This window comes from Nocardiopsis oceanisediminis (assembly GCF_048595525.1).
Classification (GTDB): domain Bacteria; phylum Actinomycetota; class Actinomycetes; order Streptosporangiales; family Streptosporangiaceae; genus Nocardiopsis_A; species Nocardiopsis_A oceanisediminis.
In genome coordinates this window covers 2969190-2994023 of the sequence record NZ_JAFMZJ010000001.1, presented here as the reverse complement: position 1 = coordinate 2994023, position 24834 = coordinate 2969190, and the positions used below count along the sequence as shown (strand labels likewise).

Here is a 24834-nt window from a genome sequence, read left to right as displayed (position 1 = left end):
GGCGGCCTGTGACGCCCGGCATACTGCTGATGTGACTCACCGGTATCTCGACTCCCCCGTCCCCATCGGCCTCGCCCACCGGGGCGGCTGGCCCCTCGACGCCTCCGGGCGCCCCCGCACCGGGCTGGAGAACACCGCGGCGGCGTTCCAGCACGCGATCGACCTGGGCTACCGCTATCTGGAGACGGACGTGCACGCCACCCGGGACGGCGTGCTGCTGGCCTTCCACGACGAGACCCTGGACCGGGCGACCGACATGCCCGGCGCCATCGCCGAGCTGCCCTACAGCGAGGTCAAGCGGGCGAGGGTCGGCGGCGAGGAGCCGGTACCGGTGCTGGAGGAGATGCTGGGCTCCTGGCCGGAGGCCCGGTTCAACATCGACGTCAAGTCCGACGGCGCGGTCGAGCCGCTGATCGAGGTGCTGCGCCGCACCGATGCCTGGGACCGGGTCTGCCTGGGCTCGTTCGACCAGCGCCGGCTGGACCGGGTCCGCCGCCTCTCCGACCGGCGCACCGCGCTCTCCTGCGGCCCCTGGGACGTGGCCCGGCTGCGGTTCGCCTCACTGGTCCCGCCGCTGCTGCCGCTGGTCCGGCGCGGGGTGGACTGCGTGCAGATCCCCACCGAGATGAACGGCTTCCCGGTGCTCAGCCGGGACCTCATCGCCACCGCGCACCGGTTCGGCATGCAGGTGCACGTGTGGACGGTCAACGACACCGCGGTGATGGAGCGGCTGCTCGACGCCGGCGTGGACGGCATCGTCACCGACGACACCGCCGGGCTGCGCGACGTGCTCGCCGCCCGCGGCGCCTGGCCCGGGGCGGGGCGGTGACCGGCGCGGCCGCCGCCGGCGGCCCGCCCCGCACGCCCCCGGCCGGCCCCTCCCCGGCCTGCTCCCCCGGACCCCAGGACGGACGGCGCTCCCCATGACCCCCGCGGCCCCGAAGCCCGACCCCGGCAACGCCCCCTCGCCCGACCCCGCGCAGCGCCGCAGGGAGCAGCGCGGCTGGTACCTCTACGAGTGGTCCAACCAGGTCTTCTTCACCTCGGTGATCACCGTGCTGATCGGCCCCTACCTGAGCGGCCTGGCCTGCGCGGAGGCCGGTGCGCCCGACACCGCGGCCTGCACCGGCGGCGCCTACTACGTGTACCCGCTCGGCATCGAGGTGCACGCGAACGCGCTGTACCCGGCCGCCACCGTGGTCGCGATCCTGCTGCAGATCCTGCTGCTGCCGATCGTGGGGTCGCTGGCCGACCGGTCCAGGAACAAGAAGGGCTGGCTGTTCTCGCTCGCCCTGACCGGCGCGCTCGCGGTGAGCGCCCTGTACCTGACCACCGACGGCTACCTGCTCTCCACACTGCTGTTCCTGACCGCCAACGTGGCCTACGGCGCCGCCGAGGTGGTCTACAACGCCTTCCTGCTGGAGATCGCCACCCCGGACGAGCGGGACCGGGTCTCCAGCACCGGGTGGGCCGTCGGCTACCTGGGCGGGGCGGTCCTGCTCGCCGCGCACCTCGGGCTGGTCATGGCCGCCCCGTCGCTGGGGCTGGAGCAGGGCGAGGCGGTGCGCATCGCGTTCGCCTCGGTCGGCGTCTGGTGGGTCGGCTTCATGCTGCTGGCGCTCAGGCCGCTGCGCAACCGGTACAGCGCTGCGGCCGCGCAGGGCCCGCGGCTGCGCCCGGGGGCGACGGTCGGCCAGTTCGTGCACACCGTCAGGGGCATGCGGCGCTACCCGCAGACGCTGCTGTTCCTGCTGGCGTTCATCCTGTTCAACGACGGCATCCAGGCGGCGCTGCGGTACGCGGCGCCGTTCGCCACCCAGGACCTGCGGATCTCCCAGGAGGTGCTGATGGGCACCATCCTGATGATCCAGTTCGTCGCCTTCGGCGGGGCGCTGGCGGTGGGCGCGCTGGCCCGCCGGATCGGACCGAAGAACGCGGTGCTGTGCACCCTGGGCGTGTGGTGCGTCCTGGTCGGCCTGGGCTACCTGCTGCCGGCCGGCGAGCCGCTGCTCTTCGTCGCCCTGGCGGTGGGCATCGCCCTGGTCCTCGGCGGCTCCCAGGCGCTCTCCCGGGCGCTGTTCTCGCAGCTCATCCCGCGCGGCCGGGAGGCGGAGTACTTCGCCGTCTACCAGATCAGCGACAAGGGGTCGTCGCTGCTCGGCTCGCTCGCGGTGACCCTGGCGGTCACCTGGACCGGCGGGTACCGGGTGGCGATCCTCTCGCTGATCGTGTTCTTCGTGGTCGGCGGCTTCCTGCTGTGGCGGACCGACATCCGCAAGGGCATCCGCGACGTCGGCAACGAGGCCCCGGAGAAGGTGTGACCGGAGGGGCGGGCGCCCGCGTGGCGCCCGCCCCTCCGGGGTAGGACTCACCGGCGGCGTCCGCCGCGCCCGAGTACCGGAGAGGTTCCGCAGGGGGGACGATGCTGTTCGGCAAGGAGCACGTGCGCAGGTACCAGGAGACCGACGGCGCCGAGGGGCACGACTGGAACGGCACCACGGTGCTGATCCTCACCACCACCGGCCGCTCCTCGGGGCTGCCCCGCAGCACCCCGCTGATCTACCGGCGGGACGGCGGCTCCTACGTGGTGGTGGCCTCCAAGGGCGGGGCGGACGAGCACCCGCAGTGGTACCGGAACATCCTCGCCGACCCCGAGGTCGGCGTGCAGGTCAGGGACGACCGGTTCACCGCGCGGGCGCGCACCGCCTCGGCGGAGGAGAAGCGGCGGCTGTGGCCGGTGATGGCCGCGACCTGGCCGCAGTACGACGAGTACCAGGCCAAGACCGAGCGGGACATCCCGGTGGTGGTGCTGGACCGGGTCGGCTGAGCCCGGCGGCGCCGGCGGCCGGGCCGGGGCGCCCCGGCGGTCAGCCCCGCTCCGGCCCGCCGGCCCGCGCCTCCCGGCGCAGCAGGGCGCCGGCCGCCTGCGGCAGCACCAGCACGCTGAGCATGCCGGCGCCCACCAGGGCGGCCGCCACCGCGCCGTCCAGCGCTCCGGACTCGGTGCCGATCGCGGTCAGCACCACCAGCAGCGGCAGCGCGGTGGCGGAGAACAGCGCCAGCGCGGGGCGCTCGGCCCCGGTCAGCTCGCCCCGGGACAGCAGGTACTCCGGCCCGCCCCGGACCACCAGCAGCGCGACCAGGAAGAGCGGGACCAGCAGCAGGGCGAGCGGGTCGGCGAGCAGCGCCGGGAGGTCGAAGCGGACCCCTGTGACCACGAAGAAGAGCGGGATGAGGAAGCCGAAGCCGACGGCGTCCATCTTCGACTCCACCACCTCCGCCTCCTCCGGGTGGTTGGTGGCCAGCATCAGCCGCACGATCACCCCGGCCGCGAACGCCCCCAGCAGCGCGTCCAGCCGCATGCTGGAGGCGACCCACACCAGGAGCACCACCAGCAGCATGCAGAGCCGGACCGCGAGCTGGGCGCTGGATCCCAGGGTGGCGCGGAGCAGCCGGCCCAGCCGCTCCGAGGGCGGCCGGGTGGCGCGCCAGGCCGCCAGCCCGGCCAGCGCGAAGAAGACCGCCAGCAGCACCGTCCCCTCGATCGGGCGGTAGCCGCTGAGCAGGAGGGCGATGAGCACGATCGGCCCGAACTCGCCCACCGTGCCCGAGGCGAGGAACCGCGTCCCGAACGCGCCGCCGAGCGCCCCGGAGTCGCGCAGGATCGGCAGCACCGTGCCCAGCGCGGTGGTGGTCAGCGCCAGGCCGATGATCAGCGCCGTCTGCGAGGCGCCGAAGAAGAGGACCCCGGCCGCCGCCCCCAGCGCGACCGAGCAGAGCCAGGCCAGCAGGGCCCGGCGGAGCGGCCGCCCCTTGATCCGGTCGAAGTCGATCTCGTAGCCGGCCATGAACATCAGCAGGGCCAGCCCGAGCTCGGAGAGCATCGCCACCGCCTCGGTCTCCCGGACCAGCCCGGCGCCCGCCGGGCCCAGCGCGATGCCGAACAGGATCTCCAGCACCGTGGCCGGGACCACCACCCAGCGGGCGATCCGGTCGCTCACCAGCGGCGCCAGGAACGCCGCGGTGAGGATGACCAGCAGCATCCTCAGCGTCTCCGCCGACTCCCCCTCCACGGCGCCCCCTCAAGCCCCCGTGCCGCCTCCCCGTCGGCGGCACCCTATGCAGGGGCGCCGCGGTCCAAGGGCCGCGACACGCGGCCGGCCCTTCCGAGGGGCCCGCGCGGCGGGGCGGGCGGTTCCGCCGGGGCCGCCTCCGGACGGAAACCGGCCGGCCGGCCCGAACCCGGGGGGCCGGTGTTCCCGGAGTGGTCCGGTACCGGAAAAGGCGGGAAAGGCCGGTGGCCCGGGAATCCGGCGGGTGCGGGGGGCGTTGCACCCGATCCGGGGGTCATGATCGCCGCGCGTACGGCCTTGGCGTGAGCCGACGCGACCAGGGGCGGCCCCCGAGGAGAACGCGCACGGTGCGGCCCGGGGCCCGAGCGGCAGGACATTATCGCACGGTTGGATCACCGTCGCCCGGGGAATCTTGACACGGACCGGCACGTTACATCCACGAAGACCGCTAGAGCGCCTGGAGGCATGCAGACGATGGCCGAGCGAGCACTTCGCGGTACCCGGCTCGGGGCGACGAGCTACGAGAACGACCGCAACACCGACCTGGCCCCGCGCCAGGAGGTCACCTACGACTGCCCTCGGGGTCATCGCTTCTCCGTCACCTTCGCGACCGAGGCCGAGACTCCGCCCAACTGGGAATGCCGCTTCTGCGGCGACAACGCCCTGATGGTCAACGGCCAGGAGCCCCAGGAGAAGAAGGCCAAGCCCGCCCGCACCCACTGGGACATGCTGCTGGAGCGGCGGAGCATGGAAGAGCTGGAGGAGGTCCTCGCCGAGCGCCTCCAGCTCCTGCGCGACCGGCGCAGGGAGGAGCGGGAGCACATGGAGGCCATCGCGGCCCAGCGCAAGAGCGCCTGATCCGGGGGGAGGCGGATCCGGGCGCCCCGCACTCGCGGGAAGCGGTGGTCGATATCGGGCGGCGGCCCTGCCGGGGCCGCCGCCCGCCGCCGTCCCGGGGCCCGTCAGGGCCGCCCCGGGGCGGCGCGCCCGCCTCCGGGGAGGGGCGGGGCCGGACCGGTCCTCCCGCGGCGCGCTAGGCGTTCTCCGCCGCCGCGGCGGTGCCGAACGGGTCGCGGGTGGTGCCCACCAGGTCCGCGACGGAGTCCAGGACCTTGGTGGGGCGGTAGGGGAAGAGGTCCGCGGTGTCCCGGTCGGAGATGCCGGAGAGCACCAGGATGGTCTGCAGCCCGGCCTCCAGGCCCGAGCGGACGTCGGTGTCCATCCGGTCGCCGATCATCAGGGTGCTCTCGGAGTGGGCGCCCAGGGTGCGCAGGGCCGAGCGCATCATCAGCGGGTTGGGCTTGCCGACGTAGTAGGGGGCGCGGCCGGTGACCCGCTCGATCAGCGCGGCGACGGCGCCGGTGGCCGGGAGGGAGCCCTCGCGGCTCGGCCCCTTCTCGTCGGGGTTGGTCGCGATGAACCGGGCCCCGTTCTCCACCAGGCGGATGGCCCGGGTGATCGCCTCGAAGCTGTAGGTGCGGGTCTCGCCGAGCACCACGTAGTCGGGGTCGCGGTCGGTCAGCACGTAGCCGATGTTGTGCAGCGCCGTGGTCAGCCCGGACTCGCCGACGACGTAGGCCGACCCGCCGGGGCGCTGCTCGTCCAGGAACCGGGCGGTGGCCAGCGCCGAGGTCCAGATGGAGCCCTCGGGGATCTCCAGCCCGGTCCGCTTGAGGCGCGCCTGGAGGTCGCGCGGGGTGTAGATCGAGTTGTTGGTCAGCACCATGAAGCCGATCCCGTTGTCGCGCAGCTCGGCGACGAACGCGTCGGCCCCCGGGACCAGGTGCTCCTCGCGCACCAGGACCCCGTCCATGTCCATCAGGAAGTTCCAGCCCGATTCATTGCTCACGTCTCGATTGTCCCCTGAGTCACGGGTGGAAACGACACCGGCGCACCGGAAGGGACCGAGCGCACAGCGGCCCCGGGCACGGGAACGGCCGATGGCCGTGGCGCGGCGGCCTGCCAGAGCGCTCTGGCTGGGCCGCTGCGCCACGGCCATCGGGAGAGGGGGCGAGGGTCTCAGGCGGGGGCGCCGGGCTCCCCGGGGGAGTCGGTGAAGCGGCCCTGGATGACCTTGCCGCGGCCGGGTGCCCCGCGCTCGGAGCCGCCCCGCTGGCCGGGGACGCCGGAGCCGTCCGGGAAGGCGCCGTGCACGGTGACGCCCATCTTCTTGATCCGCCGCTCGGCCCAGGAGGCGAACGCCCAGCGCAGCAGGGGCCGGGTGAAGGGCAGCGCGAGGACGGCGCCGACCGCGGCGGTGAGGAAGCCGGGGACGGCCAGCAGGATGCCGCCGACCATCAGCATCAGGGTGCCCAGCAGGCCGCCCTGGGGCGGGGTGCCGGTGCGCATCGCGGCGTCGGCCTCGCGGAACGCCTTGGTCCCGGCGCGGCGCAGCACCAGCACGCCGGCGGCCGAGAGCAGGAAGAGCAGGGCGATGGTCCACGGCGCTCCGATCCAGGAGCCGACCGCGATCATCAGTGCGATCTCGGCGAAGGGCAGCGCCAGCAGCGCCAGGACGATCAGCAGCGGCATGGGCACCATCCTCGAACGATTCCGCTTCCCACCGTGTTGAACGCGCCGCGAGCGCGCGGCGTTCCCGGACCGGCCGATCCTCACCCGGTTCTCACCTCCGCCGCCGGGCGGTTCACCCGGTGCGGCGGGCCCGGCGGGCGGAGACCAGGGCCGCGCCCAGGGCGCCCAGGGCGGCGGCGCACAGCAGCGCCTCGGGCACCGGGCCGAGCCGGGTGGCCGGGGTGAAGCCCGTCTTGGCCGGCAGCTCGGCGACGTGCCAGTCCCGCTCGGCCTCCGGGGAGCGGTACAGCACCTCGCCGCGCTCGTCGACGAAGGCGCTGACCCCGCTGGTGGAGGCGACCACCGCGGGGCGGCCGTGCTCGACCGCGCGCAGCCGGGTGATGGCCAGCTGCTGGTCGGACTGGCCGGTGAAGTTGTAGTTGGCGTTGTTGGTGGGGACCGCGATGATCTGGCCGCCGGCCAGCACCGATTCGCGGACCGGGGCGTCGAAGGCGACGTCGAAGCAGATCGCGGCGCCCAGAGTGGTGCCGCCGAGGTCCAGGGCTCCGGGCTCGGTGCCGGGCACCGCGTCGCTGCCGACCCGCTCCAGCCGGGAGACGAACCGGGTGAAGAAGTCCCGGTAGGGGACGTACTCGCCGAAGGGCACCAGGAAGCGCTTGGTGTAGTGCTCGCCGGGGCCGGTCTCGGGGTCCCAGACCACGCTGCGGACCTCCCGCTCGGTGCCGTCCTCGCTGTAGCGGGTGATGCCGAAGAGCAGCGGGGCGCCGATGTCCCGGGCGGCGGCGGTGATCAGCCCGGCGGCCTCGGGGTCGGTGTAGGCGTCGATGTCGCTGGCGTTCTCCGGGAGCACCACCAGGTCGGGCCGCTCGGCCTCGCCGGCCCGCACCGCCTCGGCCAGCTCGTGCACCGCCTCGGTGTGGTTGCGCAGCACCTGCATCCGCTCGCCGAGGATGTCCATCTCGCCGGCGTTGGGCACGTCGCCCTGGATCATCGCGACGGCGGCGGTGTGGTCGGTGGCGGGCGCGCCGATCCGGGGGGCGAGGGCGCCCGCGCCGGTCACCGCGACCGCGCCGGCCAGCAGGCCCGCGGCGGCGCCCAGGGCGCGGCCGCTGCGCGGCGCGGAGGCGGCCTTGAGGACCGCGGCCAGCAGCAGGGTGCCGGTCAGCGCCACGGCGAAGGAGGCCAGCGCGGAGGAGCCCCAGGCGGCGTAGCCGCCGAGCGGCGTGTCCGGCTGGGCGAAGGCGAGCTTGCCCCAGGGGAAGCCGCCGAGCGGGAAGCGGGCCCGGACGGCCTCCTGGAGGACCCAGACGGCCGCGGTCCACAGCGGCCACCAGCGGAACCGGTAGAGCAGGGAGAGGCCCATCGCCATCGGGACGAAGTAGGCGGTCTCCGCGGCGGCGATGATCAGCCACACGTCGGCGCCGAACACGTCCTGCCACTGGAGCAGCGGGACCATCAGCACCGCGCCGGAGAGCAGGCCGAGCCAGGCGGCGCGGCGGGGGCGCACCCCGTACAGCGCCCAGCCGAGCAGGGCCACGCCGATCGGGCCGAGCCACCACAGGCCGTACGGCGGGAGCGCGAAGAGCTGGGCCAGCCCGGAGCCGACCGCCGCGGCGGCGCTCGGCAGAGCGGACCGGCCGGGCAGGCGGAAGCGGCTCCGGGGGGTGGAGGCGGTCGGTTCCTCTCCGGCGTCGCCGGTGTCGGGAAGGGCGCCCTGGGCTACCACGTTCGACTCGCTTTCCACCGTTTGCCACCGCCCCGCGCCGAGCGGGGCGGTATGGGGGGACGCGGAAAAGGCCCGAAGCACCCTTCGGACCGGATCCGTCTCGTCGGCGGCGAGCGCGGAGACCGTTGTCTACTGGATGTTCGGGCCTTTTCCGGGTCCAACCCCCCGCCCGGTCGCGGCACCCCGGTCCTTACCCGGCCCCCGGCCGCACCTGGTGCGTGGCGCGGCGGCCGGCGAGGCAAGTCCCGGACCGCTCAACCGGTCCGTCCAGTGCTGGACTGGTTCGCTAGATTACCCAGACTCCCGAGTGTCCGCTGCAACCCCCGGCGCCCGTGTCGGACCCGGCCGCACCGGCCCGGCACGGAACCGGGCCGATCGGGCCCGGCATGCGCCGACGGGCGCACACGGCGCCCCGGAATCGGATAACCGCCGACAGGCTAACAGCACCCACCGATTCCACGCCACTCGTGGAACGGGATGGAAACCAGAGGTGAACGAGGCGGTCACCGCCTCCGCCCGGACCCCGCCCGGAACCGCCCGCGTGACCGAAACCGGATCGAAACCGGGCGGCGCATCGACAGAACGCGTCCGATGATGTTCGATGTGATCGACACAACGCTCAAGATCGATCAGCGATCGATCAGGTATGGACACGGGAGCTGGTCCCATGGCGAAGATCGCCCTCAGCGGCGTCGACAAGGTCTACTCGGGCGGCGGCAAGGGCTCGACCGGTGTGAAGGCCGTCGACGGCCTCGACCTGGAGATCGCCGACGGCGAGTTCATGGTGCTGGTCGGCCCCTCCGGGTGCGGCAAGTCCACCGCGCTGCGGATGATCGCCGGCCTGGAGGAGATCAGCGCCGGCGAGCTGCGGATCGGCGACGAGGTGGTCAACGACCGGCCGCCGAAGGACCGCGACATCGCCATGGTCTTCCAGAACTACGCGCTCTACCCGCACATGACCGTCGAGCAGAACCTGGCCTTCGGCCTGAAGCTGCGCAAGATCGCCAAGCCGGAGATCCAGCGCCGGGTCGCCGAGGCCGCCGCCATGCTCGGCCTGGAGACCTACCTCAAGCGCAAGCCGGCCGCGCTCTCCGGCGGCCAGCGGCAGCGGGTCGCCATGGGCAGGGCCATCGTCCGCGAGCCGCAGGCGTTCCTGATGGACGAGCCGCTGTCCAACCTGGACGCCAAGCTCCGGGTGCAGATGCGCGCCTCGCTCAACCAGCTGCACGAGCGGCTCGGCGTCACCACCGTCTACGTCACCCACGACCAGGTGGAGGCGATGACCCTGGGCGACCGGGTCGCGGTGCTGCGCGACGGCCGGCTGCAGCAGGTGGACACCCCCAAGAACCTGTTCCGCAACCCGGTGAACCTGTTCGTGGCCGGCTTCATCGGCTCCCCCGCGATGAACTTCGTCGGCGCCGAGCTGCAGCGCGACGGCGACGCCGGGGTGCTCTCCTTCGCCTCGCACAAGCTGCCGGTCCCCGCCGAGGTGCTCGACTCCCGCGAGGGGCTGCGCGACTACTTCGGCCGCTCGCTCATCCTCGGCATCCGCCCCTCCGACTTCGACGACGCCGCCCTGGCCGCGCACGACGCCGCGACGATCCAGGTCACCGCGGACGTCACCGAGGAGCTGGGCACCGAGATCAACGTCATCTTCGGGGTGGACGCCCCGCCGGTGCAGCACGAGGACGCCGCGGCGCTGGCCGCCGACGCGTCCGGCGGCGGCGAGGACGACGAGGGCGCCGCCTCGCTGCCGCTCTCCGGCGACCGCTCGGTGTTCACCGCCCGGGTCAACCCGCGCAGCGAGGTCTCCCCCGGCAAGGCCCTCACCCTCGCCGTGGACGTCACCCAGCTGCACTTCTTCGACAAGGAGAGCGGCCTGGCCATCGGCCACCCGGCCAACGCCTGATCCGCCGGCCCCCGGCGCTCCGGGCCCCGGGCGCGCCGCGCCCGGGGCCCGGCCCGCTGCCGGGGCGGGGCGCGGAGGCGGCGCCGCGCGCCCTCCCTCCGCGTCGGAGGGCCCGCGGCGCCGGGTCCCGGCGGCTACTTCACCGCGCCCGCCATGACGCCCTGGACGAAGTAGCGCTGGAAGGCGAAGAAGACCACCAGCGGCACCAGCATCGAGATGAACGCCCCGGAGGAGATGATGTCGATGTTCGCCCCGAACTGGCGCATCTCCGCCTGCAGCGCCTTGGTCATCGGCTGGTTGGCGGCGTCGGCGAAGACCAGCGCGACCAGCAGGTCGTTCCAGACCCACAGGAACTGGAAGATGGTGAGCGAGGCGATCGCCGGGCCGCCCAGCGGCAGGATGACCCGGCGGAAGATGGTGAACTCCTTGCCGCCGTCCATCCGGGCCGCCTCCAGCAGGTCGCGCGGGATGGCGGCGAAGAAGTTGCGGAGCAGGAAGATCGCGAACGGCAGGCCGAAGCCGACGTGGAACAGCACCACCCCGGCGATCGACCCGTAGATGCCCAGCCCGCCGTAGAGCTGCGCGATCGGCACCAGCGCCACCTGCAGCGGGACCACCAGCAGCCCCACCACGCCGAGGAAGAGCCAGTCCCGGCCGGGGAACTCCAGCCAGGCGAAGGCGTAGGCGGCCAGCGCGGCGATGACCACGATGAGCAGCGTGGAGGGCACCGTGATCAGGATCGTGTTCAGGAACGATCCGGTGAAGACCGCGTTGTCCAGCAGCTGGGCGTAGTTCTCCATGGTGAGCTGGGCCGGCTCCAGCAGCGCCGTCCACCAGCCGGAGGCGGCGTTGTCGGCCGGGGTGCGCAGGCTGGACACGAACAGGCCCAGCGTGGGCACCAGCCAGAACAGCGCGATCAGCACCAGCAGCAGCTGCACCAGCCCCGAGCCCAGCACACCGACCAGCCGGCCCGCCACCGTCCTGCGCGGCGCCCCCTCCGCCCCCGGCTCCGGCCCGCCGCCCGCGGCGGGCGCGGCCTCCGTCGTCGCGGCGTCGTCGCTCATGACCCCTCCCGGCGGAACCGTCGGATCTGGAAGATCATCGCGGGGATGACCAGGACCAGCAGGAAGACCGCCAGGGCGCTGCCCAGCCCCTGGTCGTTGATGCCGAACGCGACCCGCCACATCTCCAGGGCGAGCACGTTGGCGTCGGCCTGCACCGACCCCGGGGCGATCACGAACACCAGGTCGAAGATCTTCAGCACGTAGATCATCAGGGTGACGAAGACGACCATCAGCACCGGGGAGAGCAGCGGCACGGTGACCCGGCGGAACACCTGCCACTCGGTGGCGCCGTCCACCCGGGCGGCCTCCAGCGCGTCGCGCGGGATGGCGGCCAGCCCCGCGGCGATGAGGACCATGGCGAACCCGGCCCACACCCACAGGTAGGCGCCGATGACGGCCGGGGTGACCAGGGCGGGCCCCAGCCAGGTCACCCCGGCGTAGGGCGGGGTGAAGTTCCGCTCGGAGAGCTGGACGGTGTAGGGGCCGGAGCCGACGCCCTCGAAGGCGAAGGAGCCGTCCGGCCCGGCACTGGCGGTGGCCTCGACCCGGCCCTCGGAGACCAGCCGCACCTCCATCCCGGGCAGCCCCTTCTCCCCGGTGTCGACGGCGCCCTCCTCTCCCCCTCCGCCGGGGGTGAAGTCCAGCCAGACCGTGCCGGTGACCGCGTCCGGCCCGCCCGGCCGGGGCGCCGCGGCCGGCGCGGCGTCCCCGGGCAGGTCGTCGGGGGCGACGCCGACCAGGCCGATCGCGACGCTCTCCCCGGCGGAGACCTCCCCGGGCACCTCGTAGCCGCCGCCGGGCAGGGCCGGCAGGTCGCCCTCCTCGCGCGGCCGGGCGTCCGGGTAGGCGCCGGCGGGCGAGACCGTGTCCTGCACGGTGGTGATCACCGCGTTGGCCAGGCCGCGCTCCGGGTCCTGCTCGTAGACGAGCCGGAAGATCACGCCGGAGGCCAGGAAGGAGACGGCCATCGGCATGAACACGACGAGTTTGAACGCGGTGGCCCACCTGATCCGCTCGGTGAGCACCGCGAAGATCAGCCCGGCGACGGTGACCACGATGGGGGCCACCACCACCCACACCGCGTTGTTGCGCAGCGCGATGAAGGTGCCCGGGCTGGTGAACATCTCGACGTAGTTGTCGAACCAGACGAACTGGGTCCCCGCCGCGTCCCACAGGCTCCGGTACACCGAGAAGAGGATCGGATAGACCATGTAGGCGCCCAGGAAGAGCAGGGCGGGCAGCAGGAAGACCAGGGAGAGCCACCGGGGCGGCCCCAGCGTCCCGGCGCGGTCCTCGTCCTTGCCGCCCGGCGGCGCGCCCTGGGCGGCGCCGGGCGGCGGCTGTGGGGTGTCGGCCATCCCGGTTCGGCGCGGCGCCTCCCGGTCCCCGCGGACCGTCGGCCGCGCCCCTCCTCTCCGTCTCGCTCTCCGCCTGGGCCCGGCGGCCCCGGGGTGCGGGGGCCGCCGGGCGCGCTCAGGGCAGGGTCAGGAGGCCTCCTTCGCGGCGGCCTCCAGGTCCTCCGCGGTCGCCTCGGGGTCGCTCGGGTCGCGCAGGAAGTCCTGCAGGATCGACCACATGCCGCGCCCCTCGGTCGCGCCGAACCCGCTGGGCACCTGGTCGGACATGTCGTAGCGGACGTTCTCGCCGGCCTCCAGGATGGTCTGCGAGAGCTCCTGGGTGAACTCGTCGGCGTAGGCCGAGGACTCCACCTGGGAGTTGGCCGACAGGTAGCCGCCGAGCCCGGCCCAGGTGGACTGGGCCTCCGGCGAGGCGAGGTAGGCGAGCAGCTCCTGGGTGCCCTCGTTCTCGCTCATCGCCACCGCGATGTCGCCGCCGACCACGACCGGCGGCTCCTCGCCCACCGCGGGGAAGGGGAACGCCCGGGCGTCCTCGCCGACGGTGGCGCCGGCCTCGGCCGCGTTGGCGGCGACGAAGTCGGCCTCGAAGACCATGGCCGCGTCCTGCTGGCCGTAGACCTGGCTGACGCAGGTGGGGAAGTCGGTCTGGACCGCGCCGTCGGTGCCGCCGGCCATGAAGTCCTTCTCGCCCCAGACGTCGGCCAGCGTCTCCAGGGTCTGCACCACGCTCTCGTCGGTCCACGGGATCTCGTGCGCGGTGAGCCGGTCGTACTTCTCCGGCCCGGCGTGCGAGAGGTAGACGTTCTCGAACCAGTCGGTGAGCGTCCAGCCGGAGGCGCCGCACATCGCGAACGGGACGGTGCCGGAGTCCGACAGCGTGCTCGCCGTGGTGCCGACCATGTCGTCCCAGGTGCTCGGGGGCTGGACGCCGGCGGCGTCGAAGGCGTCCGGCCGGTACCAGACGATGGACTTGTGCGCGGCCTTGAGCAGGATGCCGTAGGCCTCGCCGTCCACCGAGCCCAGCTCGCGCCAGTAGTCGGTGTAGTTCTCCTCCAGCGCGGCCGCGGCGTCGCCCTCCAGCGGGACCAGGGCGCCCTGCGCGGCGTACTCGGCGAGCAGGCCGGGCTGCGGGAGCAGCGCGACGTCCGGCGGCTCGCCCGCCTCGATCTTGGGGCCGAGGTAGGCGCCGGTGTCCTCCCCGGTGGGCTCGTAGGAGACGGTGGCCCCGGTCTGCTCCTCGAAGGCGGCCAGCACCTCCTCGAAGTTGTCCTGCTCGACGCCGGTCCACTTGGCGGCGACCTTGAGCTGGACGCCGGCCAGGTCGCCGCCGCCCGCCGGCCCCTCGCCGCCGCCGGGGGCGCAGCCCGCCGCGACCAGCAGCCCCGCCGCCGCCGCGGCGGCGGCGCCGCGGGCCCTCCTCCTGTGCTCAGCCATGGCTTCCCTCTCGTCGCTGTTCCGCTCCGGGCTCCCCCCAGATGCCCGCGCCGGTCTCGGGGTCGAAGAAGTAGAGCCGCGCGGTGTCCACCCGGATCCGCACCGGCCGCCCCTCGCCGGTCTGCGAGCGGGGGCTGAACTTCGCGATCATCGGGCTGCGCCCGCCGGCCGCGCCGATGTCGTCGGCGCCGGCGTCCCGGGCGAGCTCCCTGGTGTCCTCGGTGACCACCGGCGGCGCGCCGATGGTGAAGTGCACGAGCAGCTCCGAGCCGAGCGCCTCGACCAGTTCGGTCTCCGACTCCAGCACGGCGCCCTCGGCCGCCCCGCCGGGCAGGTCGGCGTCGTCCATGTCCTCGGGGCGGACGCCCACCGCGACGTCGCGGCCGAGCATCCCGCGCAGCCCGGGGCGCTCGGCGATCAGCCCGGCGGGCACCGCGAGCCGCTGGTCGCCCAGGGAGAGCAGGGCGCCGTCGCCGTCGGCCTCCAGCCGACCCTGGACCAGGTTCATCGCCGGGGAGCCGATGAACCCGGCGACGAAGAGGTTGCCGGGCCGCTCGTAGAGCTCCTGCGGCGGGGCGACCTGCTGCAGCACGCCCTTCTTCATCACCGCGACCCGGTCGCCCAGGGTCATCGCCTCCACCTGGTCGTGGGTGACGTAGACGGTGGTGACGCCGAGGTCGCGCTGGAGGCGGGAGATCTCCGCGCGCATCTGCACCCGGAGCTTGGCGTCCAGGTTGGACAGCGGCTCGTCCATCAGGAACGCCTGCGGCTCGCGGACGATGGCCCTGCCCATGGCGACCCGCTGCCGCTGGCCGCCGGAGAGGTTGCGCGGCTTGCGCTTGAGGTGGTCGGTCAGGCCCAGGGTGGCGGCGGCCTTCGCGACGCGCTCGGCGACCTGCGCCTTGGGCATCTTGCGCAGCTGCAGGCCGAAGCCGATGTTGTCCTCCACCGACAGGTGCGGGTAGAGGGCGTAGCTCTGGAAGACCATGGCGACGTCGCGGTCGCGGGCCGGGACCCGGTTGACCGTCCGGTCGCCGATGGCGACGGTGCCCTTGCTGATCTCCTCCAGCCCGGCGATCATCCGCAGCGCGGTGGTCTTGCCGCACCCGGAGGGGCCGACCAGCACCAGGAACTCGCCGTCGGCGATCTCCAGGTTCAGGTCGTTCACCGCGCTGGTGCCGTCCGGGTAGATCTTGTAGACCCCGTCCAGCCGGACATCCGCCACGATCAGCCACCACCCGTCTTCGCCGCTCGGCATCGGGGAGCCGGTCCCGCGGCCCCGTGGCGGGCGCCGCGCCGCGGTGCGGCCGCGGTCCGGGCCCGCGGCACTGTGCCGTGGGCCACACCGAACTCTCGCCCCTTGTCGTACCAGCGTTTGTCCCGGCATAACAGTGGGCGACGCCCCCTGTTACTGATCTGTTTCCCGCCTTTGGCGGCGTTCGAGGGACGGCGACCGGAAAGCCCCCGGTGGCGGCGTTTCGGCCCGTTCGGAAGGGGGCGGCGGGCGGCGGAAGGGCGCGGGGCGGCGCCGGTCCCCGGCACCGCCCCGCCCGCCGCGTCCGGGTGCTACCCGGCCTGCTCCTCCCGGGCCAGGTGGCGGCCGATCACCATGCGCTGGATCTGGTTGGTGCCCTCCACGATCTGCAGCACCTTGGCCTCGCGCATGAACCGCTCGACGGGGAAGTCGCGGGTGTAGCCGGCGCCGCCGAGGACCTGGACCGCGTCGGTGGCCGCCTTCATCGCGGTGTCGGTGGCGAAGAGCTTGGCCATCGCGGCCTGCTTGGCGAACGGCCGCCCGGCGTCGCGCCGCCGGGCGGCGGCCAGGTAGAGCTCGCGGGCCGCCTCCACCTGGGTGGCCATGTCGGCGAGGAGGAAGGAGAGGCCCTGGTGCTCGATGATCGGGCGGCCGAACTGGCTGCGCTCCGCGGCGTAGCCGACGGCGGCGTCCAGCGCGGCCCGGGCCACGCCCACCGCGCAGGCGGCGATGCCGAGCCGGCCGGAGTCCAGGGCGGACAGCGCGATGGCGAAGCCCTTGTCCTCCTCGCCGATGAGCGCGTCCGCGCCGACCTCGGCGCCGTCGAAGCGGACCGCGGCGGTGGGCGAGGCGCTCATGCCCATCTTCCGCTCGGGGGCGTCGGCGGCGACCCCGGCGGTCTCGGCGGGGACGTGCAGGCAGCCGATGCCGCCCGCCCCGGAGTCGGGGGCGCCGGTGCGGGCGAAGAGGGTGTAGAAGTCGGCGACGCCGCCGTGGGTGATCCAGGACTTGGCGCCGTCGATGCGGTAGCCGGTGCCGGTCCTGGCGGCCCGGGTGGCCAGGGCGGCGGCGTCGGATCCGGAGTGCGCCTCGGAGAGGCAGTAGGCGCCGAGCAGCCGGCCGCCGAGCATGTCCGGGAGGAGGCGCTCCTTCTGCTCGGCGGAGCCGAAGGAGGCCACCGGGTAGCAGGCCAGGGTGTGCACGCTCAGCCCGAGCCCGACGGCCAGCCAGCCGGCCGCCAGCTCCTCGACGACCTGGAGGTAGACCTCGTAGGGCTGGTCCCCGCCGCCGTACTCGGCCGGGTAGGGCAGGGAGAGCAGCCCGGCCTCCCCGAGCAGGGCGAACAGGTCGCGGGGGAACGCGGCGCTCTCCTCGCCTGGGGCCGCCCTGGGCCGGACCTCCTTGTCCACCAGGTCCCGGACCAGCTCCAGGAGGTCCGCGGCCTCCGGAGTCGGAAGAGTGCGCTCAACGCCCATGCCATTCCCTCAGGTAGTACCGGCAGGTCATGCCGGTGGACGGCCTCGTCAGAGGTATTTACTCGGTCGTCCAACTACATGGTGACATGGGGCACTTTAACCCATCCCGCCGCCCCGCCCGCGGACCGGACGGCGGGACGGGAGGGGACTACAGCTCGCCGCGCTTCACCGAGTCGAGGAAGCCCTGCCACTCGGCACAGGGGAAGGCCAGATGGCCGCGCTCGCGGTTCTGGGTGTCCCGCATCTTCACCGCTTGCGGCGCCTCGGCGACCTCGACGCAGGCGCCGCCGTTGCCGTGGCTATAGCTGCTCTTCTTCCACGTCTCCATAGCGGTTCTCCATGATCTTGCGTATCGACGTGACGGACTGTGAGGGCGGCAGGGACTCGGCCTGGAGCTGCCCGAACAGCGTCCGGAACTCCTCCACCTCTGCGGGGGTGTCGACGACCTCCCCGCCCTTCGCATGCTCCGCGTAGGCGATCGTCCTCGTCTGGTCGAGCCTGTACATCCAGAACGGAAGACAGAGTCCGATGCTGGTGCGGGCGTCGGCCGGCAGGAGCTGCAATCTGATGACGCCGCTCTCCGAGAGTTCGGCCATGTGTCCCAGCTCTCGGTGCATGATCCTCTCACTCCCCACCACGTCCAACAACACGGTCTCTTTGACGATGAACCACATCAGCGGACGCCCCTGTTCGAGAACGGCGCCGAGCCGTTTGGAACGCGTGTCGACGATTTCGTCTATTTCATCCGGAGTGGCGGTGATCATCCGGTCTTCAGCGAGCGCGCGCGTGTACTCGGAGATCTGCAGAATCCCGGGAATGACCGTCGATTCATAGGCGTGAATCTCCTGGGCACGGCGTTCTATCGAAAGAACGCTCTTGAACCAGTCCGGAACGTTTCCCTGACGGGAGGTCTCCTGCCAGAGACGGGACAGGGTCCCACCTGTCTCCAGGATGGCGTCCAGTTCCTCCGCATGCTCCCGTTGCGGGGTCCGCTCGGCGCGCTCGATCTTCCCCAGCATGGTGTAGTGCATCGTCAGCCGCCCCGCCAGCTGGCGCTGCGTCATACCTGATGACGAGCGCACACGCCGCAACTCTCGCCCGAACCGAACCCACTTCTCATGCACTTGATCCGCCATGGAGACAGGCTGTCATTTCTGGAGACACGTGGTGACGAGAAAGCCAAAAGGAGCCAGAAATGTATCCCTGATGGAAGTGGGGGCGTCATCTCGGCATGCTCAGGACCACGAAAGACGCAGAAGACCCCGGCGGCCGCTGCGAGGCCCCGGGGCGCGGCCTCCACCTAACTACGAGGTGAAGACATGGATCAGTTTATCCCTCCAACTCGCCCACCGATCCACCCGTTCGCCCTCGATGTCGGCGAAGAACTCCCCTGCACCGAAAGCGGGCTCCGGCGGGCGCGGTCGCTCACCCGGGTCAGGCTGCGGCCGCTCTGGGCCGACACCCTGGTGGACGACGCTGAGATCTGCGTGGACGAGGCGTTCTGCAACGCCTGGCGGCACACCCGCAGCGGCCTGGCGGGCGGCGCCGTCTCGCTCCGCCTCTACGCCCTGGCCGACGGCCCGCTCTACATCGACGTCGGCGACGGCGGGCCGCTCCGCCCCGGCGACCGCCCCCGCGTCGCCCGCCGCGCGCTCGACCTGGACACCGAGACCGGGCGGGGCATGCTGCTCATCGACGCCATCGCCGCGCACTGGCTCTACGTCCCCGGCCGCCGCGGCGGACGGCTCTGCATGACCCTGCTGACCCCCGACCGGACCCCGCTCCCGGCCCGCGCCGGGAGCACCGGCTGAGGCCCGGCGCGGAGAGGCCCGGAGTCCGGTGCCCCGTGCCGTCCGGACGGCACGGGGCACCGGACTCCCATTCGGCCGCCCCTCCGGTCAGCCCACCGAGGTGTAGGCGACCACGCCCCGCCGGACCAGGTCGACCGCCTTGCGGGCGGTGGAGCGGACCCCGCCGTCCTCCGGCGCCGCCGCGGCGATCTGCTCCATCAGGTCGATCAGCTGCTTGGCGGTGCGGACGAAGTCGCCCGCCGGCATGTCCGCGTCGGCGAGGATCCGGTCGAGCCGGTCGCCGCGCGCCCAGCGGTGCGCCAGCCACACGAAGCCCATGTCCGGGCGGCGCAGGAAGGAGACCCTGTTGTCCCGCTCCACCTCGTGCAGCTCGCCCCAGAGCCGCTCCATCTCGGTCAGCACGTCCTCGACCCGCCCCTCGGGCACCCGCGGGTAGGGGTCGTCGTTCCGGCGCGACTCGTAGACCATCGACGCCACGCAGGAGGCCAGCTCCTGCGGGGTGAGGTCGTCCCACAGGCCGCGGCGGAGCGACTCGGCGACCAGCAGGTCCAGCTCGGAGTAGATCCGGGCGAGCACCGCGCCGTCCGGGGTGACCGCGTCGCCGTCCTCCGGGGCCAGGTAGCCCAGCGACTGCAGCACCCCGCACACCCGGTCGAAGGTGCGCGCGATGACGTGCGAGCGCCCCTCCACCCGGCGGCGCAGCCCGTCGGTCTCCTTCTTCAGCCGGAAGTACCGCTCGGCCCAGCGGGCGTGCTCCTCCCGGTCGGCGCAGCCGTGGCAGGGGTGCGCCTTCATCTCCGCGCGCAGCCGGGCGATCTCCGGGTCCTCCTCCTTGGCGCCGTGCCGCGCCTTGACCACCCGGGTGTCGACCGTCCCGTCGTTGATCTTGTTCCGCAGCGTGGAGGCGAGGTCCTGCCGGGACTTGGCCGAGCGCGCAGAGAACCCCTTGGGGACGCGCAGCCGCCCGGCCGGCTCCACCGGGACCGGGAAGTCGGCCGCGTTGACCCGCTTGACCTGCTTGTCCACCGTGAGCACCAGCGGCGCGGGCAGGGCGTCGCGCAGCCCCGGGTCGAGCACCACGGCGAAGCCGGTGTGCCGGCCGGCGGGGATGCGGATCACGTCGCCGGGGCGGAGCCGGCCCAGCGACTCCACCGCCTCGTCCCGGCGGCGCGCGCCGCGCCGCTTGGACTGCTCGCCCTCCCGGTCGCTGAGCCTCCTGCGCAGCGCGGCGTACTCCATGAAGTCGCCCAGGTGGCAGTCGGCGGCGTCGGCGTAGCCGGCCAGCGCCTCCTCGTGCTTGCGCAGCTGCTTGACCAGGCCCACCACCGCGCGATCGGCCTGGAACTGGGCGAAGGACGCCTCCAGCATGTTGCGGCTGCGCTCCCGGCCGACCTGGCCGACCAGGTTGACCGCCATGTTGTAGGACGGCTGGAAGCTGGAGTCCAGCGGGTAGGTCCGGGTGCTGGCCAGGCCGGCGACCGCCTCCGGGTCGGTGCCGGCCTGCCAGATCACCACGGCGTGGCCCTCGACGTCGATGCCGCGCCGCCCGGCGCGCCCGGTGAGCTGGGTGTACTCGCCGGCGGTGAGCGGGGCGTGGGTCTCCCCGTTCCACTTGTCCAGCTTCTCGATGACCACGGTGCGGGCGGGCATGTTGATGCCCAGCGCCAGCGTCTCGGTGGCGAACACGGCGCGGATCAGGCCCCGGGAGAACAGCTTCTCCACGATCTCCTTGAACGCCGGGAGCAGGCCCGCGTGGTGCGCGGCGACGCCGCAGGTCAGCGCGCGCAGCCAGTCGTGGTAGCCGAGCACGGCGAGGTCGGCCTGCGGGATGTCGGCGCACTGCCGCTCCGCGTACTCGCGGATCTCCGCGGCCTCCTCGTCGGTGGTGAGGACCAGCCCGGCGGCCAGGCACTCGCGCACCGCGGCCTCGCAGCCGGCCCGGCTGAAGATGAAGGTGATCGCGGGCAGCAGGCCGTCCCGGTCCAGCTCGTCGACGATCTGCACCCGGCTGGGCGGGAAGTGCTTGGTGCGCGGGCGCGGGGCGCTGCGCGCGCGGGACTGCGGGTGGCGGCGCCGGTGCGCCAGCTGGGTGACCCGGTCGTCCTCCACCGCCATCCGCATCAGCCTGGGGTTGATCAGCATCTTCTCGCCGCCGACCGACATCTCGACCGGCTTGGCCAGGCCGCTGCGGTCCCGGTCCCGCTTGCGGCTGCGCTTGCGCCCGCCGCCCTGGGCCTCCGCATCCTCGCCGCCGTCGGCGCCCTCGACCGGCACGAACAGGTCGTGCAGCCTGCGGCCGACCATGACGTGCTGCCAGAGCGGCACCGGCCGCTTCTCGTCCACGATGACGGTGGTGTCGCCGCGCACCTCCTGCAGCCACTCGCCGAACTCCTCGGCGTTGCTGACCGTGGCCGACAGCGCGGCGATCCGCACCGACTCGGGGAGGTGGATGATGACCTCCTCCCACACCGCGCCGCGGAACCGGTCGGCGAGGTAGTGGACCTCGTCCATCACCACGAACGCCAGGCCGGAGAGGGTCTGCGAGCCCGCGTAGAGCATGTTGCGCAGCACCTCGGTGGTCATCACCACCACGGGCGCCTCGCCGTTGACGCTGTTGTCCCCGGTGAGCAGGCCGACCTTCTCCGCGCCGTAGCGGGCGACGAGGTCGTTGTACTTCTGGTTGGACAGCGCCTTGATCGGCGTGGTGTAGAAGCACTTCGCGCCGTCGCGCAGGGCCAGGTGGACGGCGAACTCGCCGACGATGGTCTTGCCCGACCCGGTGGGCGCGGCGACGAGGACCCCCTCGCCGTCTTCGAGCGCCTTGCACGCCCGCACCTGGAACGGGTCGAAGTCGAAGCCGTAGAGCCCCTTGAACTCCTCGATCGCGGTGCTCGTCTGGGACTGGCGCCGGCGGAAGGCGGCGTAGGAGGCGGCGTGGTTATTCATCGCCTCCAGACTATGGCGTCGGAGCGACGTCCTGGAATGCGCAGGCCCGGCCGCCTCCCCGGGGCGGCGGGGCGCAGCGGCGGCTACATCAGCACGCGCACCGACTTCGGGGCGATCTCGCAGGTCAGCGGGGTCTCACCGACGGGCTCGCCGTCCGCGTAGCCGACCACCGGGGCGCCGCCGCCGGTGGTGATGGAGACGCGGCGGCCGCGCAGCACCGCGACCTCGTCCAGCCCGGTGTGGGTGCCGCTGAACACCCGCGGGAAGAAGCGGACGAAGTCGGAGACCGCGACGGCGTGCACGAACACCACTTCGAGCAGCCCGTCGTCGTAGCGCGCGCCGGGGCAGACCTTCATGCCGCCGCCGTAGCAGCGGGTGTTGCCGACCGCGGCGAGCATCCCCTCGGCCTCCAGGACCTCCCCGTCCACCTCGATCCGGTACGGGATGGGGCGGAAGGAGCGCAGCTCGGCGGCGAGGCCGACCAGGTAGCCGGCGCGGCCCAGGGAGAGGCCGAGGCCGTTCACCCGCTCGTTCACCCGGGAGTCGAAGCCGCAGGCCAGCACGCTGAGGTAGTGCCGGTCCACGCCCCGGCCGGTGCAGTGCACGGTGTCGGCGGGGACGGTGTAGCCGCGGGCGATCCGCTCCGCGGCCTCGGTGGCCGAGCGGCCGATGCCCAGTTCCCGGGCGATGTCGTTGCCGGTCCCGGCGGGCACCACGCCCAGCGGGACGTCGGTCCCGGCGACCGCCTGCAGCGCGGTGTGCACCAGGCCGTCGCCGCCCACCGCGACCAGCGCGCCCGTCTTCTTCCGCACCGCCTCCCGGGCCAGCCGGGCGCTGTCCGCGGCGGAGCGGCCGATCAGCACCGTCGGCTCGGAGCCCAGCGCGCGCAGACCGGTGAGCAGCCGACCGGCGGCCACTGCGGCGCGGCCGCTTCCGGAGGCGGGGTTGACGAGGAGGGAGACGGAGGAGGGCATGGGGGGGTTCCGTTCAGGGGCGGGGACGGCCTGCCCGGGGTCGGGGCCCGGAGTGGGTCGAGGATACCGCCGGGTAGAACCGGTTGCACCCCGGGCTCTCCGCGCCCCCGGCCGGGCCGGGCGCACCGGGAGGCGGCGCACCCCGCCCTGGCGGCGTCAGTCCGCCGCTCCCCCGTCGCGCTTCTTGTTCAGCGGGGACGGAACGGCGTGCACCTCGACCTCGCCGCGCTGGATCCGCGCCTCCTCCTCGGTGAGGTACTCCTCCGGGATGTCGAACTCGCCGTCCTTGGCGCCCAGCACGAAGGCCTCCCACTCCTGCGGGGTGAAGAAGAGGATGCCCTTCTCCGGGTTCTTGCCGTCGCGGACCGCGCGGAACCCGTCGTCGAACTTGGCGACCTCGACGATGGCCTCGGAGTCCTCACTGGAGAGCGAGGAGCGCATCCACACCGCGTCGGTGGTGTCGTGCCACTTCTCGTTGCCCATCGCCTCGGGCGGAAGCTCGCGCTTCTTCTCGTCACTCATGCGCCTGCCTCGTCCTTTCGTCTCCGCTTCCCGTTCCGTCGGGAAGGGCGGTCGGGAGAGACCTTAGCGGTTGAGCTCCGCCTCGGAGGGGCCGTCGTCGTCGATCGGGGAGATCTCGTCGTCGTCCAGGTCCGTGTAGGGGTCGGCGTTCCTGCGGCGGCGGTCGTTGAAGTAGCAGAACAGCTCGGCGAGCTCGAAGAGCACGATCAGCGGGACCGCCAGGGCCAGCATGGACAGCGGCTCGGCCGGGGTGACCACCGCGGCGACCACGAAGATGACGAACAGGATGAGCCGGCGGTGCTTGGCGATGGCGGCCTGGCTGACCACGCCCATCAGGTTGAGCAGCACCACGACCAGGGGGGCCACGAACCCCGCCCCGAACACGATGATCATGAGGAGCATGTAGTTCAGGTAGTTGGTGATCGTGATCATCGCGGTCATCTGCTCGGTGGCGAAGCCGAACAGGACCTGCATGGCCAGACCGGTGATGTAGTAGCCCAGCGACGCGCCGGCCAGGAAGAGCGGCACCGCGGCGGCGAGGAAGTAGTAGGTGTAGCGCTTCTCCCGGCCGTTGAGCGCGGGGGCCACGAACGCCCACAGCTGGTAGAGCCAGAACGGGCAGGCGAGCAGCAGGCCGACCACGATGGCGACCTTGAACTGCAGCACGAACGGGTCGAAGATCCCGGTGAAGACCAGCTCGCAGCCCTCGCCGCCGGTCCGCACCGAGCTGGGCAGGTCGCAGTAGGGGCGCTGCAGGAAGTTCCAGACCGGCTGGTAGACGAAGAAGCCGGCCACGACGCCGGCGGCGACTCCGAGGAACGCCCGGAACAGCCGCTTGCGCAGCTCCCGCAGGTGGTCCATCAACGGCATGCGCGCCTCGGGGTTCCCGCTCGACCGTCCCAGCTGCATGGTCCGCTTACGCTCCTCGCACCGGGCCGGTGGCCCCGGCCCGCTTTCCTCGTCCCCGGTTCACCGGGCACATCTCCGCCCGGCGGGGCCGCCCCCACCGGGTCCGCCCCGGGCGGATCGGGTCCGGCCGGGGTCGGTCCTCCTCGGTCTCAGTCCTCGTAGGGGCGGACCGCTTCGCCCTTCTCGTTCACGATCCGCTGCCCCGGAGGAAGATCCGGGTAGGAGGGCCTCCGCTGCTCCTGCTGCTGGTACGGCTGCTGCTGCGGCTGCTCCTCCTGAGCCTGGGCTCCCCGACCGGAGTCGTCATCGCCGCCGTCCTCGTCGGCCAGGCCCTTGGCCTCGGCCTTGAGGATCCGGGCGCTGCGCCCCAGGGAGCGCGCGAGCTGGGGGAGCCGCGACGCGCCGAACAGGATCAGCGCGATCAGCAGCAGGATAAGGAGGGTCCGCCCGTCCATCCCCATTGTCTCAAAACCTCTCTTCAGGCGCCGTGCGCCCCACGATCGTACGCCCGGTCCCCCGCGCGTTCACGGGCCCTGCGTTCGGGCGTTCCGGGTTCGCGCGCGGTAGGCGCGGTATGCGGGTCCCACCTCGGCCCGGGTGCGCTCCACCTGCACCTCCAGGCGGCGCAGCTCGGCAACCGCCCGGGCGGCGAGCACCCCCAGGACCAGCAGGCCGACGATGGTGACGGCGGCAAGACCAAGGAACGGAACCACAGAGACAACCTTACTCGGTCGCACATGAAACCCATCCGCACCCCGGATGACCCGGAGCGGTCCGAACCGTCACGATCCGGACGCACCCCTTGCGGCGCGCGCTCTTCCGGCACGCAGGCGGGCGCGGAACCGC

Annotated in this window: 23 protein-coding genes; 6 read left to right on the top strand and 17 right to left on the bottom strand. The window is 73.0% G+C overall.

Translation table 11 applies throughout. From position 1 onward, the window contains the following. The first annotated feature begins 31 nt into the window (after positions 1-31). The 3 genes from J0910_RS13235 to J0910_RS13225 all read left to right on the top strand — a co-directional run bounded on the left by J0910_RS13235 (position 32) and on the right by J0910_RS13225 (position 2827). Positions 32-829, top strand: coding sequence for a glycerophosphodiester phosphodiesterase family protein (locus J0910_RS13235; protein ID WP_420158794.1), 798 nt, complete (start codon positions 32-34; stop codon positions 827-829). Positions 830-923: 94 nt separating this feature from the next. Continuing rightward, complete coding sequence (locus tag J0910_RS13230; RefSeq protein ID WP_420158793.1) at positions 924-2321, top strand: MFS transporter; 1398 nt, start codon at positions 924-926, stop codon at positions 2319-2321. 101 nt (positions 2322-2422) lie between these two features. Continuing rightward, on the top strand, positions 2423-2827 hold the full coding sequence (locus tag J0910_RS13225) for a nitroreductase family deazaflavin-dependent oxidoreductase (RefSeq protein WP_420158792.1): 405 nt from the start codon (positions 2423-2425) through the stop codon (positions 2825-2827). Positions 2828-2867: 40 nt separating this feature from the next. Here J0910_RS13225 and J0910_RS13220 read toward each other — a convergent pair whose 3' ends face one another. Then, complete coding sequence (locus J0910_RS13220) at positions 2868-4073, bottom strand: cation:proton antiporter (RefSeq protein WP_420158791.1); 1206 nt, start codon at positions 4071-4073, stop codon at positions 2868-2870. Between the two features lie 474 nt (positions 4074-4547). Between J0910_RS13220 and J0910_RS13215 the strand changes: the two genes are divergently transcribed. After that, positions 4548-4931 carry an RNA polymerase-binding protein RbpA gene (locus J0910_RS13215; protein ID WP_420158790.1) on the top strand — a complete coding sequence of 128 codons (384 nt, stop codon included), beginning with the start codon at positions 4548-4550 and terminating at the stop codon, positions 4929-4931. A gap of 175 nt (positions 4932-5106) precedes the next feature. Here J0910_RS13215 and J0910_RS13210 read toward each other — a convergent pair whose 3' ends face one another. The 3 genes from J0910_RS13210 to lnt form a co-directional block, all read right to left on the bottom strand. Continuing rightward, the gene (locus J0910_RS13210) at positions 5107-5892 is read right to left on the bottom strand and encodes an HAD-IIA family hydrolase (RefSeq protein ID WP_420161990.1); all 786 of its coding nucleotides are present in this window, start codon (positions 5890-5892) and stop codon (positions 5107-5109) included. Between the two features lie 200 nt (positions 5893-6092). Beyond that, a complete protein-coding gene (locus J0910_RS13205) occupies positions 6093-6605 on the bottom strand; it encodes an FxsA family protein (RefSeq protein ID WP_420161989.1) in 513 nt (170 codons plus the stop codon). Between the two features lie 112 nt (positions 6606-6717). Continuing rightward, positions 6718-8331: an apolipoprotein N-acyltransferase gene (gene lnt, locus J0910_RS13200; RefSeq protein ID WP_420161988.1), complete on the bottom strand. Its 1614-nt coding sequence runs from the start codon at positions 8329-8331 to the stop codon at positions 6718-6720. 667 nt (positions 8332-8998) lie between these two features. Here lnt and J0910_RS13195 point away from each other — a divergent pair. Further along, positions 8999-10240: an ABC transporter ATP-binding protein gene (locus J0910_RS13195; RefSeq protein WP_420158789.1), complete on the top strand. Its 1242-nt coding sequence runs from the start codon at positions 8999-9001 to the stop codon at positions 10238-10240. Between the two features lie 134 nt (positions 10241-10374). Here the strand turns inward: J0910_RS13195 and J0910_RS13190 are convergent, their stop codons facing one another. The 7 genes from J0910_RS13190 to J0910_RS13160 all read right to left on the bottom strand — a co-directional run bounded on the left by J0910_RS13190 (position 10375) and on the right by J0910_RS13160 (position 17962). Continuing rightward, positions 10375-11304, bottom strand: a complete 930-nt coding sequence (locus J0910_RS13190) for a carbohydrate ABC transporter permease (RefSeq protein ID WP_420158788.1) — start codon at positions 11302-11304, stop codon at positions 10375-10377. Then, positions 11301-12662, bottom strand: coding sequence for an ABC transporter permease (locus J0910_RS13185; protein WP_420158787.1), 1362 nt, complete (start codon positions 12660-12662; stop codon positions 11301-11303). The genes J0910_RS13190 and J0910_RS13185 overlap by 4 nt, the downstream gene beginning before the upstream one ends. A gap of 126 nt (positions 12663-12788) precedes the next feature. Continuing rightward, entirely contained in the window at positions 12789-14096 is a 1308-nt protein-coding gene (locus J0910_RS13180; protein ID WP_420158786.1) for an ABC transporter substrate-binding protein, read from the bottom strand. Beyond that, complete coding sequence (locus J0910_RS13175; RefSeq protein ID WP_420161987.1) at positions 14089-15321, bottom strand: ABC transporter ATP-binding protein; 1233 nt, start codon at positions 15319-15321, stop codon at positions 14089-14091. Before J0910_RS13175 ends, J0910_RS13180 begins: the two co-directional genes overlap by 8 nt. 341 nt (positions 15322-15662) lie before the next feature. Beyond that, positions 15663-16826, bottom strand: coding sequence for an acyl-CoA dehydrogenase family protein (locus J0910_RS13170; protein ID WP_420158785.1), 1164 nt, complete (start codon positions 16824-16826; stop codon positions 15663-15665). Between the two features lie 148 nt (positions 16827-16974). Continuing rightward, positions 16975-17154, bottom strand: a complete 180-nt coding sequence (locus J0910_RS13165; RefSeq protein WP_420158784.1) for a DUF397 domain-containing protein — start codon at positions 17152-17154, stop codon at positions 16975-16977. Next, entirely contained in the window at positions 17126-17962 is an 837-nt protein-coding gene (locus J0910_RS13160) for a helix-turn-helix domain-containing protein (RefSeq protein ID WP_420158783.1), read from the bottom strand. Before J0910_RS13160 ends, J0910_RS13165 begins: the two co-directional genes overlap by 29 nt. Before the next feature lie 183 nt (positions 17963-18145). On the opposite strand from J0910_RS13160, the gene J0910_RS13155 reads away from it, so the two are divergent. Next, the gene (locus J0910_RS13155) at positions 18146-18637 is read left to right on the top strand and encodes an ATP-binding protein (protein WP_420158782.1); all 492 of its coding nucleotides are present in this window, start codon (positions 18146-18148) and stop codon (positions 18635-18637) included. A gap of 87 nt (positions 18638-18724) precedes the next feature. Here the strand turns inward: J0910_RS13155 and J0910_RS13150 are convergent, their stop codons facing one another. From J0910_RS13150 to J0910_RS13125, 6 genes are all read right to left on the bottom strand, one after another. Continuing rightward, positions 18725-21583 (bottom strand): DEAD/DEAH box helicase, encoded by a 2859-nt coding sequence (locus J0910_RS13150; RefSeq protein WP_420158781.1) that lies wholly within the window; start codon positions 21581-21583, stop codon positions 18725-18727. A gap of 83 nt (positions 21584-21666) precedes the next feature. Then, positions 21667-22557: a diacylglycerol/lipid kinase family protein gene (locus J0910_RS13145; protein WP_420158780.1), complete on the bottom strand. Its 891-nt coding sequence runs from the start codon at positions 22555-22557 to the stop codon at positions 21667-21669. Between the two features lie 156 nt (positions 22558-22713). After that, the gene (locus J0910_RS13140; protein ID WP_420158779.1) at positions 22714-23079 is read right to left on the bottom strand and encodes a DUF397 domain-containing protein; all 366 of its coding nucleotides are present in this window, start codon (positions 23077-23079) and stop codon (positions 22714-22716) included. A gap of 63 nt (positions 23080-23142) precedes the next feature. Then, on the bottom strand, positions 23143-23949 hold the full coding sequence (gene tatC, locus J0910_RS13135; RefSeq protein WP_420161986.1) for a twin-arginine translocase subunit TatC: 807 nt from the start codon (positions 23947-23949) through the stop codon (positions 23143-23145). A gap of 188 nt (positions 23950-24137) precedes the next feature. Beyond that, positions 24138-24443 (bottom strand): twin-arginine translocase TatA/TatE family subunit, encoded by a 306-nt coding sequence (locus tag J0910_RS13130; protein ID WP_420158778.1) that lies wholly within the window; start codon positions 24441-24443, stop codon positions 24138-24140. 69 nt (positions 24444-24512) lie between these two features. Beyond that, a complete protein-coding gene (locus tag J0910_RS13125; RefSeq protein ID WP_420158777.1) occupies positions 24513-24701 on the bottom strand; it encodes a hypothetical protein in 189 nt (62 codons plus the stop codon). Positions 24702-24834: the final 133 nt, after the last annotated feature.

What these genes read in the sequence shown, in the direction of transcription:
- J0910_RS13180 (WP_420158786.1), bottom strand. Translation starts at nt 14,096, where the DNA reads ATGGCTGAGCACAGGAGGAGGGCCCGCGGCGCCGCCGCCGCGGCGGCG.
- J0910_RS13185 (WP_420158787.1), bottom strand. Translation starts at nt 12,662, where the DNA reads ATGGCCGACACCCCACAGCCGCCGCCCGGCGCCGCCCAGGGCGCGCCG.
- J0910_RS13210 (WP_420161990.1), bottom strand. Translation starts at nt 5,892, where the DNA reads ATGGACATGGACGGGGTCCTGGTGCGCGAGGAGCACCTGGTCCCGGGG.
- J0910_RS13190 (WP_420158788.1), bottom strand. Translation starts at nt 11,304, where the DNA reads ATGAGCGACGACGCCGCGACGACGGAGGCCGCGCCCGCCGCGGGCGGC.
- J0910_RS13205 (WP_420161989.1), bottom strand. Translation starts at nt 6,605, where the DNA reads ATGCCGCTGCTGATCGTCCTGGCGCTGCTGGCGCTGCCCTTCGCCGAG.
- J0910_RS13225 (WP_420158792.1), top strand. Translation starts at nt 2,423, where the DNA reads ATGCTGTTCGGCAAGGAGCACGTGCGCAGGTACCAGGAGACCGACGGC.
- J0910_RS13150 (WP_420158781.1), bottom strand. Translation starts at nt 21,583, where the DNA reads ATGAATAACCACGCCGCCTCCTACGCCGCCTTCCGCCGGCGCCAGTCC.
- tatC (WP_420161986.1), bottom strand. Translation starts at nt 23,949, where the DNA reads ATGCCGTTGATGGACCACCTGCGGGAGCTGCGCAAGCGGCTGTTCCGG.
- J0910_RS13155 (WP_420158782.1), top strand. Translation starts at nt 18,146, where the DNA reads ATGGATCAGTTTATCCCTCCAACTCGCCCACCGATCCACCCGTTCGCC.
- J0910_RS13215 (WP_420158790.1), top strand. Translation starts at nt 4,548, where the DNA reads ATGGCCGAGCGAGCACTTCGCGGTACCCGGCTCGGGGCGACGAGCTAC.
- J0910_RS13145 (WP_420158780.1), bottom strand. Translation starts at nt 22,557, where the DNA reads ATGCCCTCCTCCGTCTCCCTCCTCGTCAACCCCGCCTCCGGAAGCGGC.
- J0910_RS13140 (WP_420158779.1), bottom strand. Translation starts at nt 23,079, where the DNA reads ATGAGTGACGAGAAGAAGCGCGAGCTTCCGCCCGAGGCGATGGGCAAC.
- J0910_RS13165 (WP_420158784.1), bottom strand. Translation starts at nt 17,154, where the DNA reads ATGGAGACGTGGAAGAAGAGCAGCTATAGCCACGGCAACGGCGGCGCC.
- J0910_RS13130 (WP_420158778.1), bottom strand. Translation starts at nt 24,443, where the DNA reads ATGGACGGGCGGACCCTCCTTATCCTGCTGCTGATCGCGCTGATCCTG.
- J0910_RS13230 (WP_420158793.1), top strand. Translation starts at nt 924, where the DNA reads ATGACCCCCGCGGCCCCGAAGCCCGACCCCGGCAACGCCCCCTCGCCC.
- J0910_RS13195 (WP_420158789.1), top strand. Translation starts at nt 8,999, where the DNA reads ATGGCGAAGATCGCCCTCAGCGGCGTCGACAAGGTCTACTCGGGCGGC.
- J0910_RS13170 (WP_420158785.1), bottom strand. Translation starts at nt 16,826, where the DNA reads ATGGGCGTTGAGCGCACTCTTCCGACTCCGGAGGCCGCGGACCTCCTG.
- J0910_RS13160 (WP_420158783.1), bottom strand. Translation starts at nt 17,962, where the DNA reads ATGGCGGATCAAGTGCATGAGAAGTGGGTTCGGTTCGGGCGAGAGTTG.